This is a genomic window from Nocardiopsis sp. CNR-923 (assembly GCF_001942255.1).
Taxonomy (GTDB): domain Bacteria; phylum Actinomycetota; class Actinomycetes; order Streptosporangiales; family Streptosporangiaceae; genus Nocardiopsis.
Window position 1 is genome coordinate 73,529 of the sequence record NZ_MKKC01000044.1, and the last position, 16,864, is coordinate 90,392.

Sequence of the window (16,864 nt, forward strand, 5' to 3'; positions counted from 1 at the left end):
CCACCCCAGGAGGCACCGTGCACACCTCCGTCAGGGCGCTGCGGCGCCACGTGCTGACCCCGAGCACATCCGAGACCCACGTCAGCCGACGCGGCTTCCACCCGGGTGAACCGAACGACCGGCACATGATCGAGACCGTGGGCGGGACCTTCCTGACCGGGTACGGGCACGCCGTGGAGACGGGGGACCCCGAACGCGTCGTCCCGCTCCTGCGCGGGACCCCCGCTCGCTTCCGCGGCTTCGCGCACGAGGGCGCCGCGATGGGCTTCACGGTGTTGGACGCCCTGACGCTCCGCGGCACACGGCTGACCGCCTACCTCGACGGTCCCGGGCGGCCGCACGTGTACATGGCGCACGTGGGCGCCGGCTGGGCCCTGGCCCGCCTCCCCCGGCCGCTGTGGCCGCGCGCCGACCGGTTCGATCCCCTCCTGCGCTGGCTGGTCCTCGACGGCTACGGATTCCACGAGGCCTACTTCCGCACCGACCGGACCGTCCGGCGGCGCCGGGTCGACGACCGGCCCGCGCGCTGGTCCGGCCATCCCGACTACGCTCCCCGTGCGATCGACCAGGGGATCGGCCGCGCGCTCTGGTTCGTCGCCTGCGCCGACCCCGTCCGCGCCGCCGACCTGGTCGAGGGCTTCCCCGTCGGCCGCCGCGCCGACCTGTACGCCGGCGTCGGCCTGGCCGCCGCCTACGCGGGCGGCGGCGACGACCGCCTGGCGGCCCTGCGCGAACGCGCTGGAGAGCACACGCGGTGGCTGGCCCAGGGCGGCGCGTTCGCCGCCGAGGCCCGCGTCCGTGCCGGATTGGAGGTGCCGCACGTCGCGACCGCGACCGAGATCCTGTGCGGGTTGACTCCCGAGAGGGCGGCGCGGCTCGCCCGGGAGACCCGACCCGCGTCGGGAACGGCCGAGGGCCCAGTACCCGCCTACGAGGTGTGGCGGACCCGTCTGGCCGAGCGGCTGGCCAGGTGAGTCCGCGCCGCGCGGATCCGCGCGTGCGCGAGGCCCTGGTGGGGATCGCCGCCCGTGTCCTCGCCTCGGAGGGACCGCGCGCCCTGACCACCCGCCGGCTGGCTCGCGAGGCGGGCTGCTCGACGATGGCCGTCTACACCAACTTCGACGGGATGGCGGGGTTGGTGCGCGCCATGGTGTACGAGGGGTTCGCCCGGCTGGACCGGCACTTCGGCCGGGTGCGGCCCGGCGCGGACCCGGTGGCCGACGTCGCGCTGATGGGGCGCGCCTACCGCCGCAACGCCCTCGCCAACCCCCACCTGTACGCGGTCATGTTCGGAGCCGCCTCCCTGGCCGGATTCTCCCTGACCGACGACGACCGCCAGCACGGCCGCTACACCATGGTCGGCCTGATCGAGTCCGTGCGACGGTCGGTGGAGGCGCGGCGGTTCCGCGCGTCCGACCCCGTGATGGTGGCCCACCACATGTGGAGCGCCGTCCACGGGATCGTCACGCTGGAGCTGGGGGCCTACCTGGTCTCCCCCTACGAAGCCGACGACTGCTTCGAGACCCAACTCTCCTCGCTGATGGTCGCGCCGGTGACCGGTGGGAGGCCGCGGCGAGCTCCGTGGCCGCCTCTCGGGAGGCGTTCCACGCGCTGTTCGGCGCGGCCGACGACGGGCCCGCGGACGTGGGAGACTCCGCTGGCGCGGCGCCGCGCAGCGACCCGCCCACGAACAGCAGCGGGTCGGTCCCCTCTCCCGGAAGCGCGCTGAGCACACCGCCCAACAGGATGACGTGATCCCCGCCGGGCAGGCGGCGTTGCACCTCGCACTCCAGCCAGCCCACGGCGCCCGACAGCAGGGGGGCGCCGGTCCTGGGACCGGACCGCCATCCGAACCCGGCGAACTGGGCGACGCCGTCGGGGCGGGAGCCGTCCGCGAAGTGGCGGGCGGCCCGGGTCTGGTCCGCGCCGAGCAGGGAGACCCCGAACGCCCCGGTGTCGGCGACCGCCGTGCACAGCCGCGCGGTGCGGGCCACGCAGCACAGCACGAGCGGCGGATCGAGGGACACCGAGGTGAAGGCGTTGGCGGTCATCCCGTGCGGGACGTTTCCGCCCGTGGTGAGGACGGTGACGCCCGTGGCGAACCGGGACATGACCCGGCGCAGGCCGACCATCATCCCCCACCGGTTGCGGGCGGGCGGAGGCGAACGGCGCCAGCGCCGCGCGCAGCTCGGCGGGCACCCGTGCCGGAACGGTGGCGGCGTTGGGGCCGCGCATGCACGCCACGCGCTGGCGTCCGCGAGCGACGAGGGTCTGGCCGTCGGGCCCGTCCAGGCGCACGTAGTCGAAGGCGAATCCGATCTGGGTCTGGGTGAGCTCCTCCAGGCGCAAGCGGACCGACAGGTGGTCGAAAGCGGTGGTCTCGGCGAGGTACTGGCAGTCCACGTGGAGCGTGAACAGCTTCAGGTCCGCGCGGAGCTCGGCCAGGACGCCGGGCGCGTGTTCGCGCAGGAAGAGTTCCCGGCACCGGCCCTGCCAGCGCACGTAGTGGGCGTAGTAGACGTTGCCCACGAGATTGGTCTCCTCAAGTCCGACGACGTGGCGCATCTCGAAGTAGGCGTCGTTGCCGTTCACGGTCGGGGTTCCTCTCGGTCGGGGTCGGACGCGGTGACGGCCACCACCACGGGGGGCTCGTGCCCCGCCAGGGTGGTGGCCCAGGTGGCGGTGCGCGCGGTCCCGGCGGCCAGGACCGTCCAGCCGTCGGAACCGGCCCCGTCCAGGACCAGGTCGCGCGTGGCGGTTCCGGTCTTGCGCAGGCACTCCAGGGCGCACCACACGCGGGTGGCGGCCACGGTGAACGGTTCACCCGACTCCTCGGACAGCAGGTCGGCGACGGCCAGCCCCGTGGGCCCGAGCAGGTCGGCCCAGTCCGGGCGGGGCCGTTCGACCGCGGTCTCGATGTCGCAGCCGACGGGGGCGGAGGCGGCGACCGCCAGCGTGACCCCGGCCCCGTGCGACGCGGACACGTGCGCTCCGGCGACCTCGGGGCGGCCGTCGGGCCGGTGCTGGAGCGGAGCGCCCCGGTCCAGGAGGCGGCGCACGGCGCGCGCGGTGCGTTCACGCCGTTCCGCGCGCCGTCGGCCGGGGAGCGCGTCGTCCGGTTCGACGGCCGCGCGGATCCGGGCTCCGAGGACGCGGTCGAGCGACCGCTCCAGGTGGGGGCCGAGCAGCGGCGGCGGCCACGGGCCCTCGCCCCCGCGGGAACGCACCGCCCTCAGCCGCAAACCCTCCCAGCGTTCGAGCACGCGACCGGACTCCTCGCGCACCTCCACGTCGTAGGTGTGGGCGTCGCCGTCCTGGTCGCGTTCGCTCGCGACCAGGAGAGGGGGACCGGCGGGGCGCACCGCCGGGTCGGCCAGCCGGATCCGGTCGACCCTCTCGGGCAGGAGCACGGCGTCGGGGACACCGCTCTGGAGGGCGTGCATGACGGTGTCGCGCGCGCCGGGGTCGGCCAGGACGAGCCGCTGCGGCAGATAGGGGGCGAACCAGCCGTCGGTGTCGCGGGCGGCGATCTCGGCCACCGTGTGGCGCGCGGCGACTCTGCGGTAGGCGAGCAGACGCTGGAACCTCTTGCCCTGGAAGAGGAGACCGCCGTAGAGGTCGGCCGCGGGGTCGAGGGGGACCGGGTCGTCCGCGGCGCCCGGCACGTCCACCCGGGCCCGGTCGTCGCCCGGGGAGGTCGGCCAGCGCAGGACGGCGCGGAAGTGGTCGGTGGCGTACCCGGTCTCCTCGCTGCGCACGGCCACGTCCACGGTGCGGTCGTCGCGGACCAGGGCCGCGACCCGGATGGTGGTGGAGCCCGCGGCCGGGACGGTGACGGGGCGGAGGAAGGAGGCGTCCTCCAGGACGGGCACACCGCAGTGTCCGCTGACGGCGGCGGCCGTCTGCGTCATCGCCTCCATGCCCAGGACCGCGGGGAGGAGGGCGTCCCCGTCGAGCCGGTGGTCGTCCAGATAGGGGTCGGTGTGTGCGGACAGGATCGTCTCGGTGACGAGTTCGACGCCCGTGTAGTGGACCACCGCGCGGTCCACGAACCGGCCCAGAGGCAGGTCGGCGGGACGGGGCAGGGTGGGCAGGGGACCGGTGCGGCCGCTGACCACGACCACGGGCCCGGCGTCGGGGTCGGCCAGCAGGGCGCGCAGGATCGCCAGTCCCTCGTCGACGGAGACGGGGGTGACGCCCTCGCGCGACAGGGCCTCCACCACGCCCATGCGCTCGCCCATCCCGGCCCCGGACCAGACCGACCACTCCACAGCCAGGGTCCGGGTGCGGGGGTGGCGACGCGCGTGGTCGGCGGTGAGGGCGCTCATGCGGTCGTTGGCGGTGGCGTAGTGCGCCTCGCCGCGCAGACCGGCGCGTCCGATCACACTGCCGAAGGTGACCAACAGGCGCAGCCGGTCGGGGTCGACGGCGGACAGGACCGCGCGCAGGCCCTCGACCTTGGGGGCGAGCGTCGCGCGCGTCCGCTCCGCGGTCAGCGCGTGCAGGGGCGTGGGCTCGTTGCGTCCCGCTCCGTGCAGGACGGCGGTCACCGGCCCGAGGTCGCCGGCGGCGTGCCGCACGGCCGCCGCCACCTCGTCCGGGCGGGTGACGTCGGCCCGAGCGTAGCGCAGGCGCACTCCGGCGGCGGTCATCCGTTCGAGGTTGGCGGCCAGCTCGGGGTCGGCACCGGGGTCCGAGCGGCCCAGGAGGAGGAGGGCGGGGCCGTGCGCGCGGGCCAGGTCCAACGCGCACTCGGCGGTGATGCCTTGCCTCCGCCCGTGACGAGCAGGACGTCGTCGGGTCCGAGCGGGGGCTCGGTGTCGGGAGGCGGGTCGGCGGGGGTGAGAGGGGTCAGGACGGGGACGTCGCGCTCCCCGTCGGGTCCGTGCCGGACCTCGGTGTAGGCGGTGGTGGCGGCGGCCTCGGCGACGACCCGGTCGACGAGCCGCCGGGCCGCGTCGGGGTCGGCCGGGGCGGTGTCGGCCACCTCGACCACGGTCACCGGGACCTCCGGCCGCTCCAGGTGCAGGGTCCGGGCGAGTCCGGAGGCGAGCGGGCGGTCTTGGACGAGGACACAGCGGACACCTCGGCGGGCGGCCTCCCGTACCGCGTTGAGGGGGACGTCGGGGTCCTCGCCGGTGGGCACGAGGAGGACGCCCCCGCCGATGCCCGCTCCGGCCAGCGCCTCACCCAGTGCCACGGCGAGGGGCTGGCGGCCGTGCGCGTGCACCGACCACTCGGCGGGCCCGGTGCCGGTCCCGGGCCGGACCGCGGTCGGAGCGGGCGCGGGAGACGGGGCGTGATCGACGCGGAAGGCACGGACCCAGGGGCCGACGCCGGCCGGTTCCGCGGTCCGCTCGGGTACGGAGTCGGCGCTCGCCGCCAGTCCGTCGATGGTCGCGGCCAGGTCCGCCAGGCTTGAGGTGGCGTGGCCGGAGACGGCCTCCAGCGGCGGAAGCCCCCGCGCCCGGGTCACCTCGTTGACGATCTGACCGACGGTGATGGAGCTCAGGTGCAGCTCGTCCAGGGGCCGTGTGTGCGCGGTGACGGTCTCCACGGGCAGTTCCACGCGGGCTGCGACGAGGGCGCGCAGGGCGCTCAGCGTGTCGGCGGCGCCGACCGTGTCGTCAGCCGTGGCCGTGGGTGCGTCGGCCGGGCTCGCCTGCGGGGTCGCGGTCCTGTCGAGTGCGAGGTCGGGAGCGGTCTCGCAGGGGCTGCTGAGGAAGGTGAGGGTCTCGGGCAGGGGACGTGCGAGCCGGCCGTGGAACAGCCGCCCGGCGTCGACCGGGGCGCCCAGCGCGAAGGCGGCTCCCAGGGCCCGCAGGAGGGGCCCCAGGGTGGGTGCGTCGGTGTCCAGCGGCAGCGCGGGCGTGTCCGGTGCGAGCCTCGGACCAGGCCGGACAGAACCCGTCCGGGCCCGGCCTCGACGAAGAGGTCGGTGTCGGGCGCACGCGGGCGACGGCCTCGTGGAAGAGGACGGGGCGCACCACCTGGTCCCGCAACAGGTCGCGCAGGGGTGCGTCCGGGGCGAGGTCGCGCCGGTGACGGTGGAGACGACGCGGCCGGTGAGCGGGCGCAGCGGCAGGTCGGCCAGGACGCGGTCGAGGGCCCCGGCCGCCCCGGCGACGAGCGGGGAGTGGAAGGCGTGGGAGACCCGCAGGCGGGTGCCGGCGATCCCCTCCGACCGCGCGCGGGCCAGGAGTCGGTCCACGGCGTCGGCCCGACCCGAGACGACGGTCTGCTCGGGCCCGTTGTGCCCGGCCACGACCACCGAGGAGCCCGGGTCGGGGTCCTGGGCGGCCAGGAGGCGTTCCACGCGGTCGGGGCCGGCGGAGAGCCCGGCCATCGCCCCATCGGGGGATCCGTGGTCGGCCATGGCACGGCCGCGCGCGACGGCCAGGTCGAGCGCATCCTCGGCGGACAGGGCGCCGGCCCAGTGCAGGGCGGTCAGCTCGCCGAGGCTGTGTCCGACCGCGGCGCGGGCCGTCACGCCCAGGTCGTGCAGGACGGCGAGTGCGGCCAGGGAGCCCGCGACGATCCGGGGCTGGGCCGTCTCGGTCGCCACGTGGTCCGCGCTCTCGGTCGGGCGTCCCCCGTACGGACCCGGATCGGCGCGGGGGAAGCGCCGGGACAGAGCGCCGTGGACGCCGCTCCCCGTGCCCTGACCGGGCAGGAGGAGGGTGAGGCGGGGCGGGACGGCCCGGGCTGCGACGAAGACCCCTTCGGCCGGGGCCAGGACCTCGGTCTCCCCCGCGTCCAACCGTTCGCCGAGCGTGCGTGCGGCCCGTGCCGCCCCGTGGGGGTCCGCGGCGACGATCGCGCAGCGCACGCCCCCGACGGCCGCGTCGGGCCGGTCGCGGGCCAGGTCGGCGGCCAGGTCGGTGAGTTCGGCGTAGGACAGACGGGGCAGCAGGTCCGCGAGGTCGCGCAGGCGTGCCCGCAGAGCGTCGTGGGTGGGGGCGGCCAGGAGGAGGAGTTCGGCGTCCTGGCGTCCGGCGACGAGCGCGTGGGTTCGGGCGTCGGGTCCGCTCGCGTGTCCGGGCGCGGCCTCCAGCGCGACATGGGTGTTGACGCCCCCGAACCCGATCGCCGACACACCGGCGCGCACGGGGTGGTCGGCGGGCCAGGGCTCGGCGCGGTCGGACGCGCAACGCTGGCGCGTCCCCGGTCATGAGGGGGTGGGGATCGTGGTGGCCGGTTCCCGGGGGGATGGTCGCGTGCCGCACGGCCAGGGCGGCCTTGATGAGTCCGGCCACCCCGGCGGCGGCCTTGGTGTGGCCGATGTTGCCCTTGACGCTGCCCAGGGCCGCGGGGCGGGCGGGAGCGGGGCCGCGCGCGTGGGACAGCGCGGCGATCTCGGTGGCGTCGCCCAGGGCCGTTCCCGTGCCGTGGCCCTCGAAGTAGCCGACGGTGTGGGCTCCGTATCCGGCACGCGCGTAGGCGCGCTCCAGCGCGAGGCGGTGGCCGTCCTCCTCGGGGCGCGTGATCCCGCCCCGGCCGTCTGAGGAGACCGCCCACCCGGTGAGCAGGGCGTAGACGCGCGCGCCGAGGGCTCGGGCGTCCTCCTCGCGCACGAGGACGAGCACGCCCGCCCCCTCGCCCGGCCAGAATCCGTTGGAGCCCCGGTCGTAGATCCTCATCTCGTCGGTGGCCAGGGCCCCGGTGCGGGCGAAACCCACCAGCTCGAAGGGGTCCACGGACAGGTCGACTCCCCCGGCCAGGGCCGCGTCGAGGGTCCCGTCGGACAGTGCTCCGGCCGCGGTGGCCACGGACAGGAGGGAGGAGGAGCAGGCGCCGTCGACGGTGTAGCCGCCGCCGTTGAGGTCGAAGTGGTTGCACACGCGTCCGGCGATGGTGTTGGACAGCCCTCCGGCGAGGGTGTCCTCGTCGGTGACGGGGAAGGGCGCCTTGTAGGCGCTCTCCAGGTCGGCGAGGAAGGGGGCGAGCTCGTCGTCGCTCCAGCCGCGGCCGCGCAGGGCCGCGGCGAGCGTGCGCCGGACGTAGGGCCAGCGCAACCGCAGCGTGTTGGCCCGCGCGAACTCCCCCGTGAGGCTGTTGCCCAGCACCACTCCCGTGCTCCGCCGGGGCAGCCCCTCGCCTTCGGGAAAACCGGCGTCCTCCAGCGCCCGCGCGGCGGTGTCCAGCGCGAGCCAGTGCGTCATGTCGGTGGATCTGAACGTCCGACCCGCCACTCGGAATTGCTCGCGGTCGAAGCTGAATCCGCGCAGCAGGGCGGCTTTGTCGGAATAGAACCGGTCCGGCGCGTGGGTGTCCGCTGACCAGTAGTCGTCCAGGCTCACCCGCTCCGCGGGAATCGTCCGGAAGGCCCTTTTGCCTGCGAGGACGTTCTCCCAGAGTTGTTCGGGGGTGTCGGCGTCCGGATAGCGGAGGCCGATGCCCACGATCGCGATCCGACCGGTTCCCATGACGCACCTCCGCACTGTCGGGCGGAGTTATTCCGCCGCCTTCGAGCCCTCAGGATCCGTGATACTCGAAAGCGTTTTCTTCTTCGCAGTTACGCAATGGGGAATCGTAATTCCATAACGCTGTCATTCTTCTTTCACGCCGCACGGCGATCCACCCCTCCCGGACGCGGGGAAAGACCCCGTGGCCAGGTCCGGCCAGGGGACCGTGCACGGACCCCCAGGAGGTTGCGGTGGGCCGCGACACGCGTATGGTGTTGACTCGCGAGTAACATACTCGCGAGTAACCAGTCGGACCCCCTCTGCATCTGCGACTCCAACCCCGATCACGGAGCCACCGCCCGCCGAGACGAGCCAAGAACCCCCGGGACTGACCACCATGCGCACTCTGAGAACCCTCGCCCTGGCCCTGGCCGTCACGGTCCTGACCGCGTCCTGCGGCGGGGAGCAGGCGGACGGCGCGGCCGGCGAGGCGAACCTCGCCCAGGGGGTGACCGACGACGCCGTCGTCATCGGCACTCACCAGCCGCTCACCGGCGCCGCGGCGCCCGGCTTCCGACACGTGTCCACCGGCGCTCGGGCCGTGTTCGACTACGTCAACGACAACGGCGGCATCCACGGCCGACGGATCGAGTACCAGGTCCAGGACGACGGCTTCGACCCCGCGCACACACAGGAGGCCACCCGCACGCTGTTGGACGACCACGGGATCTTCGCGATGCTCGGCGGTCTGGGCACCCCGACCCACGAGTCGGTCGTCGACGAGCTCAACCAGCGGGGCGTGCCGGACCTGTTCGTCTCCTCCGGGGCGCTGTCCTGGGACCAGCCCGAGGCGTACCCGTACAGCTACGGCTTCCAGGTGGACTACACCCGCGAGGCCAAGGTGCAGGGCGCGTTCATCGCCGAGCACTTCGCCGGCGACCAGGTCGGGCTCCTGTACCAGAACGACGACGTGGGCCCCGCGTCGCACGCGGGAATCGAGCAGTACCTGTCCGAGGAGATCGTGGCCTGGGAGTCATACGACCCCGGTGTGCCCGAACTCGCCGGTCAGATCGCGGCGATGAAGGAGTCCGGCGCGGACATCGCGGTGTGCTACTGCATCCCCTCCTACCTCGCCCTGGCGGTCACGGAGTCCGCCGCGATCGGCTACGAGCCCCAGTGGATCGCGCCCAGCTTCGGCGCGGACGTGCGGATCGTGACCGGCCTCATCGAGGAGTACGCCCAGGGCACCCCGGCCGAGGACATCCCGGCCGAGGCCTTCCTGGACGGACTGATCATCACCGCGTTCCTGCCGATGGCCGCCCAGTCCGACGACCCGTGGACCGAGTTCTTCCGGGAGATCCACGAGCGGTACAACGAGGGGACTCCCTTCACCGACACCACGATCTACGGCATGGCGCAGGCGACGCTGTTCGCCCAGCTGCTCATGGCGGTCGGCCCGGACCTGGACCGCGAGTCGCTCCTGGCCACCCTGAACTCCCATGAGTGGGCGGGGCCGGGCCTGGTGCCCTTCGTCGCGACGGAGGACGACCACAGCGGATACACCGGGGTCATGGTCGTGCAGCACCACGCCGAGGGCGGTGTGGAGGTCCTCCAGGAGCCCAGGACCACCGACGGCGGCGGCGGCGAGATCCTGGAGTTCGCGCTGGACCGACCGAGCCCCGTCGAGGTCCCGCTCTCGGACGCGGACGCGGCCGGGTAGGCGGCGCGGGTCAGGCCAGTCGGCCGGGCTCGGCGGGAAGGGTGAGCGTGAACACCGCCCCACCGAGCAGGTCGCTGTCCGCGACGGTCAGCGTGCCGCCGTAGTCCTCCGCGATCTCACGGGAGATCGGCAGGCCCAGACCACTGCCGCCGGGGTCGCGCTCGCGTGAATCCTGGAGCCGGGCGAAGCGTTCGAAGACCCGCCCCCGATCGCGCTCGGGCACCCCGGCGCCGTCGTCGTGCACCCGCATGACGGCGCTGTCCCCCTCGCGGTCGACGGTGATATCGATCCGGGACCGGGCATGCCGTTCGGCGTTGACGACCAGGTTGGTCAGTACCCGCGTGATCCGCAGCCGGTTGACGAGCACCCACACCGGTCCCGCCGAGTGCACCCTGATCACGGGGCCGTTGCGGCGGCCGACCATCTCGTCGGCCACCAGCGCGGACAGGTCCACCCGCTGGCTGTCGGCGACCGCGCCGGTGTCCAGACGGGCCAACTCCAGCAGGTCGGCGACGATGTTCTCCAGCCGTTCGGTGTCGGCGAGGAGTGCGGTGAGCAGGAGTTCGCGAGCCCAGGGATCGGGCGCGGGGTCGGACAGCTCCACCTCGATCCGGGTGCGCATCCCGGCGATGGGGTTGCGCAGTTCGTGCGAGGCGTCGGAGACGAACCGGCGCTGCTTGGCGACGGCCTCCGAGAGGCGTTCGAGGCTGGCGTTGGCGGTGCGCGCCAGGTGCGCGATCTCGTCGTGGCTGCTGGGGACCGGCAGCCTGCGGTCCAGGTTGCTCGCCGACAATCGGTCCAGTTCCGCGCTGATCCGCTCCACGGGACGCAGGGCCCGACCGACGCCGTACCAGGTGACCAGCCCGCTGGCGCAGAGCAGCACCCCCGACATACCGACCAGTACGAACTCGGGGGTGGCCGTCTCCACCAGCGTGGGCCGGAGGGAGGCGGCGAGGACCCAGACGTCTCCGTAGGCCGTCGCGTCGGCCTCGTAGCCGACCACGAGCAGGCACTCGCGTCCCGCGAGATGGGCCTCGGGGGCGCAGACGGTGGTGTCGAAGCGCACGGAATCGGATGCGGACTCCGGGTCCGGCACGGCGAGCGCCGGCTCACCGTACATGGCCGCGCTGGCCGCCAGCACCTCGTGGGTGTCCTGGTCGACGATCTGGAGCCACAGAATCGGCGCGTCGGTCGGGATCAGCCTCTCGTAACGGCTGTCGACGATGTCGCCGACCACCAACCGCGCCGCCCTGGCCGCCTGGTCCCGGTCTCGGTCGAGGACGAACTCCCGGACCGCGATGGTGGTCGCGAGGGACCACAGGCCAATCACGATGATCAGCACCGCCACGGCCCAGAGGGTGACACGGGCACGGATCGACTTCGGACGCAGACGGCGCCACATGGCTTGAACCTTGTCGATCCACTCTGACACCCGGCCATTGTCACTCAAAGTGACGCACTTGCGTCGGATGGTGCTCGGTGTGGCGAAGCGGAACTGCTCACCGGGGCACGGAGCGCGGGGGGCGACCGGGGTCCCGAAGACGGCCACCCCGGTGCACCGGAGGCCACCGCGGCTCCCGCCGCTCCCGCGACCGCCAGGCCGCGGGCGGCCGGGGACCGGCCGACGTCACGCCTCATAGGGGTCCGGGGGGTTGGCCACCTCCGAGCGCTCCAGCGCCTCGAACCTGTGCTCGCTGACGTCGACCAGCTCGCCCTCCGGCTCGACCCACGTGCCGCGGACCGTCCACCAGGAGTCGGCCTCCGGCTCCGGCACGTTGGTGACGAGCACCCGGTTGACGATGGCGTCCGCGGCGCAGCACGCCATCTGGAGCCGGGCCAGGTACCACCCCTCGCCCTCGGGGTCGGGCACGGCGAACCCGGTCAGCTCGACCTCGCGGCCCGACAGCGTCCGTTCCTCGTCGACCCAGGCCCGCATCACGAACTGACGGATGTCCATGGCGACCACCTCGCCCGGCTCCGCGTCGTCCAGGCCGTCGTCGAACCGCCCCGAGGGCGGCCCCTCCCGCGGCGCGCTGGAGGGTTCACTGCGCTCCACGCTGTAGGAGCCCAACGCGGGCGGGGCCACGACGAAGACGGCCACGACCGGCACCAGCAGCAGCCAGGACACGCGAGGCGCGCGGGAGTGGTCGTGCCCGCGTCCGCCCCCGCAGGAGTGACCGCCGTCCGCCTCCCCGTCCGCGGTCGAGGCGGTGCAGAACGCGTGGTCCCGCCCGTCGTCCCCGCCTCGGTTCCCGCGCCGCATCTCGCGACCACGACCACCGCGCCGAGCGCGACCGTGACCGCCCCGGCGGCGACCAGGAAGGGACCGAACCCCGGTTTGACCCAGTTCAGGTACATGTCGGTGGGAATGGTGCTGGTCAGCGCGGCGGCCCCCAGCAGTACGAGGGTGAGTCCCTGGGCGATGCGGTTCACAGGAGCAGTCCTCCGATCAGGAACGTGCTGAGCAGACCGACCACCAGGCACAGCGGAGCGAACCGAACGGCGAAGCGCCACCCGAACACCGCCGCCTGCATCGCGATGAGCTTGAGGTCCACCATCGGGCCGATGACCATGAAGGCGAGCTTGGCCGTGGGCGAGAAGTCGGTGAAGCTCAGCGCCACGAAGGCGTCGGCCTCCGAGCAGATGGACAGGACGACCGCCAGCGCCGCCAAGACGAGCACTGACACCACGGGCTCCTCGGCCACCGACAGCAGCCACTCGCGCGGCACGAGGATGTTCAGGCTCGCCGCGGCGAGCGCGCCGACCACGAGGTAGCCGCCCGCGTGCATCATGTCGTGCAGCATCGAGTCGCGGAAAACCAGCCAGCGGCCGGCGCCCTCGGCGTGTGTGGGGGCGGGCAGGCGCAGCCAGTCCGCCCGGCCGAACCGGACCCAGATCCAGCCGATCACCACCGACGCCAGCAGTGAGGCCGCGAACCGGGCCAGCACCACCTCGGGCCGTCCGGCGAAGGCCACGGCCGTGGCGATCATGACGACCGGGTTGATGGCGGGCGCCGCCAGCAGGAACGTGAGCGCGGCCGCCGGCGCGACCCCGCGCTTGACCAGGCTTCCCGCGATGGGCACCGACGCGCACTCGCACCCCGGCAGCAGTGCCCCCGACAGTCCGGCGACGGGCACGGCCGCGCCGGTCTGGACGGGAAGAAGCGCTGGTAGACGGAGGCGGGCACGAAGGCCGTGAGCGCGGCGGACAGCGCGACGCCGAACACCAGGAACGGCAGCGCCTGGAAGCTGATCGCGGTGAACACCGTGGCCCAGGCGAGGAAGGCCTGACTGGTCAACTGGTCGGACAGCCACGCGTGCGCGAGCGCCATCGCGGTGATGAACAGGGCGAACAGCCAGACCGTGCCGGTCCTTCGCGCCCCGGGGCGGGGTCTCCACTCGGCGGGGGGCAGATCGTCCCCGCGCTCGTCCCACCCTGGGGCGAGCGAGTCGCCGAGGGAGGCGTTGGGGGTGGAGCCGGCGGTCGAAGGGGTCCGGTCGGGCACGGTGCTACTCCGTGTTGTCGGTTGGATTCTTCAGGAATGGTAACCGGAAATCGTTTTCGTTCGGGTCCGGCGGGCGCGGCCTGTGGACAATCCCGGCCGCCCCCGCGCGGACATCCGCCGGGTCAGCGGCCGGCGGCTCCGCCGTCCTCGCCCTCGTCGGGGCGGTCCTGGTCGTCGGTCGACACCACCGGGTCGCCCAGTCGCACGCCGTGGGCGCGCGCGATGTCCTCGGGCAGCGCGCCCTCGGCGTCGCCCCAGCACTCCACGTTCCGCAGGTCGGGCATCTTGGCAGGGTGAACTGGGGGTCCAGGCCGGTGCGGTACTGGCGTCCGTAGTCCGCCAGCAGCCGGAAGGCGGTCTCCGACAGCGGTATCAGCGCGACGAGGTTGATCACCGCCATCAGGCCCATGAACACGTCCGCCAGGGCCCACACCATGGTCAGCGGCGCCACGCTACCGACGAACACGGCCACCAGGACGAACGCGCGGAAGTACGTCAGGTGGTGCGGGTCCGCGTCGAGGAACCTGAGGTTGGTCTCACCGTAGTAGTAGTTGCCCAGCACGGACGAGAAGGCGAGAAGGAACAGGATGACGGTGAGCGCGTGCACCGCCCATCCGCCGAGAGCGGACTCCAGCGCGACCTGGGTCACCTGGACACCGCCCTGCCCGCCGTACTCGGGCCCGGACACCAGGATGATGAACGCGGTGACCGAGCAGATGAGGAGGGTGTCGAAGTACACTCCCAGGCACTGCACCAGGCCCTGTTTCACCGGGTGCGACACCGACGCGGTGGCGCCCGCGTTGGGGGCCGACCCCAGACCCGCCTCGTTGGAGAACATGCCGCGGCGCATGCCCTGCACGATCGCCACTCCCACCCCCCCCGGCGACGAACTCCCGCGCGCCGAAGGCCGACGCGAAGATGTCGCGACGACCCGCGGCACCTCCCCGGCGTTGAGCAGGACGACGGCGAGCCCGAGGAGGAGGTACAGCAGGGCCATGGCCGGGACGAGCGTCTCGGTCCAGTGGGCGATCCGGCGCACGCCGCCGAAGATCACCAGGCGACCAGGCCGACCAGGACCAGTCCCACGAACGCGTTCAGCGGCCAGCCGCCAGGCCCTCCGAGCGCCGCCACCGTGGTGCCCACCGAACCGGAGATGCTGTTGGCCTGCACGGAGTTGAACACCAGGGGGAACGTGATGGTGATCACCACGGCGAAGAGCACGCCCATCCAGCGCTGCCCCAGCCCGTACCGCATGTAGTAGGCGGGGCCGCCCCGAAACCCGGTGTCGGTGCGCACCTTGTACAGCTGGGCCAGGGTGGACTCCACGAAGGCGGCCGAGCCCACGACCGTCGCCATCAGCCACATCCAGAACACCGCACCGGGTCCGCCGAGGACGATCGCGGTGGCCACGCCGACGATGTTGCCGGTGCCCACACGGGAGGCGGCCGAGATGGCGAAGGCCTGGAAGGAGGAGATCTCCTTCCTTCCGTCGGGCGCGTACCCGGACTGCTGAGGATCACCCGGAACATCTCCGGAAACAACCGGAGCTGGACGAAGCCCGAGCGCACGGTGAAGTAGACGGCCAGGACGATCAGGAGCGGGATGACCAACCAGCTCCAGAAGAAGTCGTTGACTGCGATGACGGCGTCGGTCAGCACGTTCACCCGTTCCCCTTCTGGCGGCGCGGTCACCCCGGACCGGGACCGGGGCCGTCCCGCCACTGTCCACAAGGACAGGCGTCCGGAGCACGCCGGACACGCGAAATCGGGGTAAAGGAGCGTCAGGTTCCGACAGCGCCGGCCTATGCCCGCGTCCCACATGGGAACACGCCCACCTGTGGGGAACGCGAACATGGCCCAGGTCACGTTCGGTCCCTACCGTTCGTTCCATGGAACCGAACACCGCCTCCTCCCCCGCCCCGGATCAGCGCAGAACGCCCATCCTGCGCGTGGTGACGGCCAGCCTCGTCGGCACGACGATCGAGTGGTACGACTTCTTCCTGTACGGCGCGGCCGCCGCCCTCGTCTTCAACCAGGTCTTCTTCCCCGAATCCGACCCCCTGGTCGGCACCATGTTGGCGTTCACCACCTACGCGGTGGGCTTCGTGGCCCGACCGCTGGGCGGGCTGGTCTTCGGGCACTTCGGCGACCGGATCGGCCGCAAGCAACTGCTCGTGATCAGCCTGCTGATGATGGGTGGCGCGACCTTCGCCATCGGCCTGCTGCCCACCTACGCCGCGATCGGTGCGGCCGCGCCCCTGCTGCTCACGCTCATGCGGGTCATCCAGGGCTTCTCCCTGGGCGGTGAGTGGGGCGGCGCGGTCCTGCTCGTGTCCGAACACGGACGGCCCGAGCACCGGGGCTTTTGGGCCTCCTGGCCGCAGGCGGGGGCGCCCGGCGGCAACCTGCTGGCCACGGCCGTCCTGGCGATCCTGTCCGTGACGCTGACCGACGCGAGCTTCCTCGCCTGGGGTTGGCGCGTGCCCTTCCTGCTGTCGGGAGTGCTGGTGCTGGTCGGGCTGTCGATCCGGCTCGCCGTCAACGAGTCAGAGGTGTTCCGCCAGGCCCGTGAGCGCGCCGAGACCGCGGCCGCCCCGGAGCGCGCCCCCATCGTCGGCGTCCTGCGCGACCACCGGCGCGAGGCCCTCGTCGCCATGGGCGTGCGCATGGCGGAGAACGTGTCCTACTACATCGTCACCGCGTTCATCCTCGTCTACGCGACACAGGAGGCCGACCTGTCCAGAGGTGAGGTGTTGAACGCGGTCCTGGTCGCCTCAGCGGTCCACCTGGTCACCATCCCCGCCTGGGGCGCGCTGTCCGACCGGATCGGCCGTCGGCCGGTCATCACGGTCGGCGCGGTCGGGATCGCCCTGTGGGGCTTCGTGTTCTTCCCGCTCATCGATGTCGGGACCTTCGGGTCGGCGACCCTGGCCGCGACCGTCGGACTGATCTTCCACGGCGCGTGTACGGCCCCCAGGGCGCCTTCTTCTCCGAACTGTTCAGCACGCGCGTGCGTTACTCGGGCGCCTCCGTGGGCTACCAGTTGGCGTCGATCGTCGCCGGCGGTCTGGCGCCGCTGATCGCGACCGCCCTGCTCGCCGCCTTCGGCACCTCGCTGCCGGTGGCGCTGTACCTCACCGCCATGTGCGCGGTGACCCTGCTGGCCGTGGCCGTCGCACGTGAGACGCGCGGGCGCGACCTGGGCGAGTCGGCGCCCGAGCCGGCCGCCCGCTGA

At 73.2% G+C, this 16,864-nt stretch carries 9 protein-coding genes and 6 pseudogenes; 4 read left to right on the plus strand and 11 right to left on the minus strand.

Annotated elements, in window-relative coordinates:
* Nucleotides 1-17 precede the first annotated feature (17 nt).
* Nucleotides 18-974, plus strand: coding sequence for a DUF1702 family protein (locus BJF83_RS02955; protein WP_075925077.1), 957 nt, complete (start codon nucleotides 18-20; stop codon nucleotides 972-974).
* 23 nt (nucleotides 975-997) lie between these two features.
* Nucleotides 998-1,729 (plus strand): TetR/AcrR family transcriptional regulator, encoded by a 732-nt coding sequence (locus tag BJF83_RS02960; protein WP_262391272.1) that lies wholly within the window; start codon nucleotides 998-1,000, stop codon nucleotides 1,727-1,729.
* On the opposite strand, the pseudogene BJF83_RS02965 reads toward BJF83_RS02960, so the two are convergent.
* From BJF83_RS02965 to BJF83_RS28380, 5 genes and pseudogenes are all read right to left on the minus strand, one after another.
* A pseudogene (locus BJF83_RS02965) lies at nucleotides 1,728-2,135 on the minus strand (flavin reductase family protein); the annotation flags it as partial. The gene BJF83_RS02960 and the pseudogene BJF83_RS02965 sit on opposite strands and share 2 nt — an antisense overlap.
* 49 nt (nucleotides 2,136-2,184) lie before the next feature.
* Nucleotides 2,185-2,565, minus strand: a pseudogene (locus tag BJF83_RS30840) (acyl-CoA thioesterase); the annotation flags it as partial.
* A 23-nt stretch (nucleotides 2,566-2,588) separates the two neighbouring features.
* A complete protein-coding gene (locus tag BJF83_RS28370; protein ID WP_262391273.1) occupies nucleotides 2,589-4,745 on the minus strand; it encodes an SDR family NAD(P)-dependent oxidoreductase in 2,157 nt (718 codons plus the stop codon).
* Entirely contained in the window at nucleotides 4,649-7,108 is a 2,460-nt protein-coding gene (locus tag BJF83_RS28375) for an acyltransferase domain-containing protein (protein WP_262391274.1), read from the minus strand. Before BJF83_RS28375 ends, BJF83_RS28370 begins: the two co-directional genes overlap by 97 nt.
* A gap of 103 nt (nucleotides 7,109-7,211) precedes the next feature.
* Nucleotides 7,212-8,426, minus strand: a pseudogene (locus tag BJF83_RS28380) (beta-ketoacyl synthase N-terminal-like domain-containing protein); the annotation flags it as partial.
* A gap of 376 nt (nucleotides 8,427-8,802) precedes the next feature.
* On the opposite strand from BJF83_RS28380, the gene BJF83_RS02980 reads away from it, so the two are divergent.
* Nucleotides 8,803-10,125 (plus strand): ABC transporter substrate-binding protein, encoded by a 1,323-nt coding sequence (locus tag BJF83_RS02980; protein ID WP_075925079.1) that lies wholly within the window; start codon nucleotides 8,803-8,805, stop codon nucleotides 10,123-10,125.
* A 10-nt stretch (nucleotides 10,126-10,135) separates the two neighbouring features.
* Here the strand turns inward: BJF83_RS02980 and BJF83_RS02985 are convergent, their stop codons facing one another.
* The 6 genes and pseudogenes from BJF83_RS02985 to BJF83_RS30275 all read right to left on the minus strand — a co-directional run bounded on the left by BJF83_RS02985 (nucleotide 10,136) and on the right by BJF83_RS30275 (nucleotide 15,294).
* A complete protein-coding gene (locus tag BJF83_RS02985; protein ID WP_075925080.1) occupies nucleotides 10,136-11,557 on the minus strand; it encodes a HAMP domain-containing sensor histidine kinase in 1,422 nt (473 codons plus the stop codon).
* Nucleotides 11,558-11,752: 195 nt separating this feature from the next.
* Nucleotides 11,753-12,558 (minus strand): annotated as a pseudogene (locus BJF83_RS02990) (TIGR03943 family putative permease subunit).
* Nucleotides 12,555-13,630 (minus strand): annotated as a pseudogene (locus tag BJF83_RS02995) (permease). The pseudogenes BJF83_RS02990 and BJF83_RS02995 overlap by 4 nt, the downstream one beginning before the upstream one ends.
* 4 nt (nucleotides 13,631-13,634) lie before the next feature.
* A complete protein-coding gene (locus BJF83_RS30265; RefSeq protein ID WP_316042185.1) occupies nucleotides 13,635-14,684 on the minus strand; it encodes an alanine:cation symporter family protein in 1,050 nt (349 codons plus the stop codon).
* A complete protein-coding gene (locus BJF83_RS30270; protein WP_316042186.1) occupies nucleotides 14,681-15,064 on the minus strand; it encodes an alanine:cation symporter family protein in 384 nt (127 codons plus the stop codon). Before BJF83_RS30270 ends, BJF83_RS30265 begins: the two co-directional genes overlap by 4 nt.
* Complete coding sequence (locus tag BJF83_RS30275) at nucleotides 14,986-15,294, minus strand: hypothetical protein (protein WP_316042187.1); 309 nt, start codon at nucleotides 15,292-15,294, stop codon at nucleotides 14,986-14,988. Before BJF83_RS30275 ends, BJF83_RS30270 begins: the two co-directional genes overlap by 79 nt.
* A 224-nt stretch (nucleotides 15,295-15,518) precedes the next feature.
* On the opposite strand from BJF83_RS30275, the pseudogene BJF83_RS03005 reads away from it, so the two are divergent.
* Nucleotides 15,519-16,864: pseudogene (locus BJF83_RS03005) on the plus strand (MFS transporter).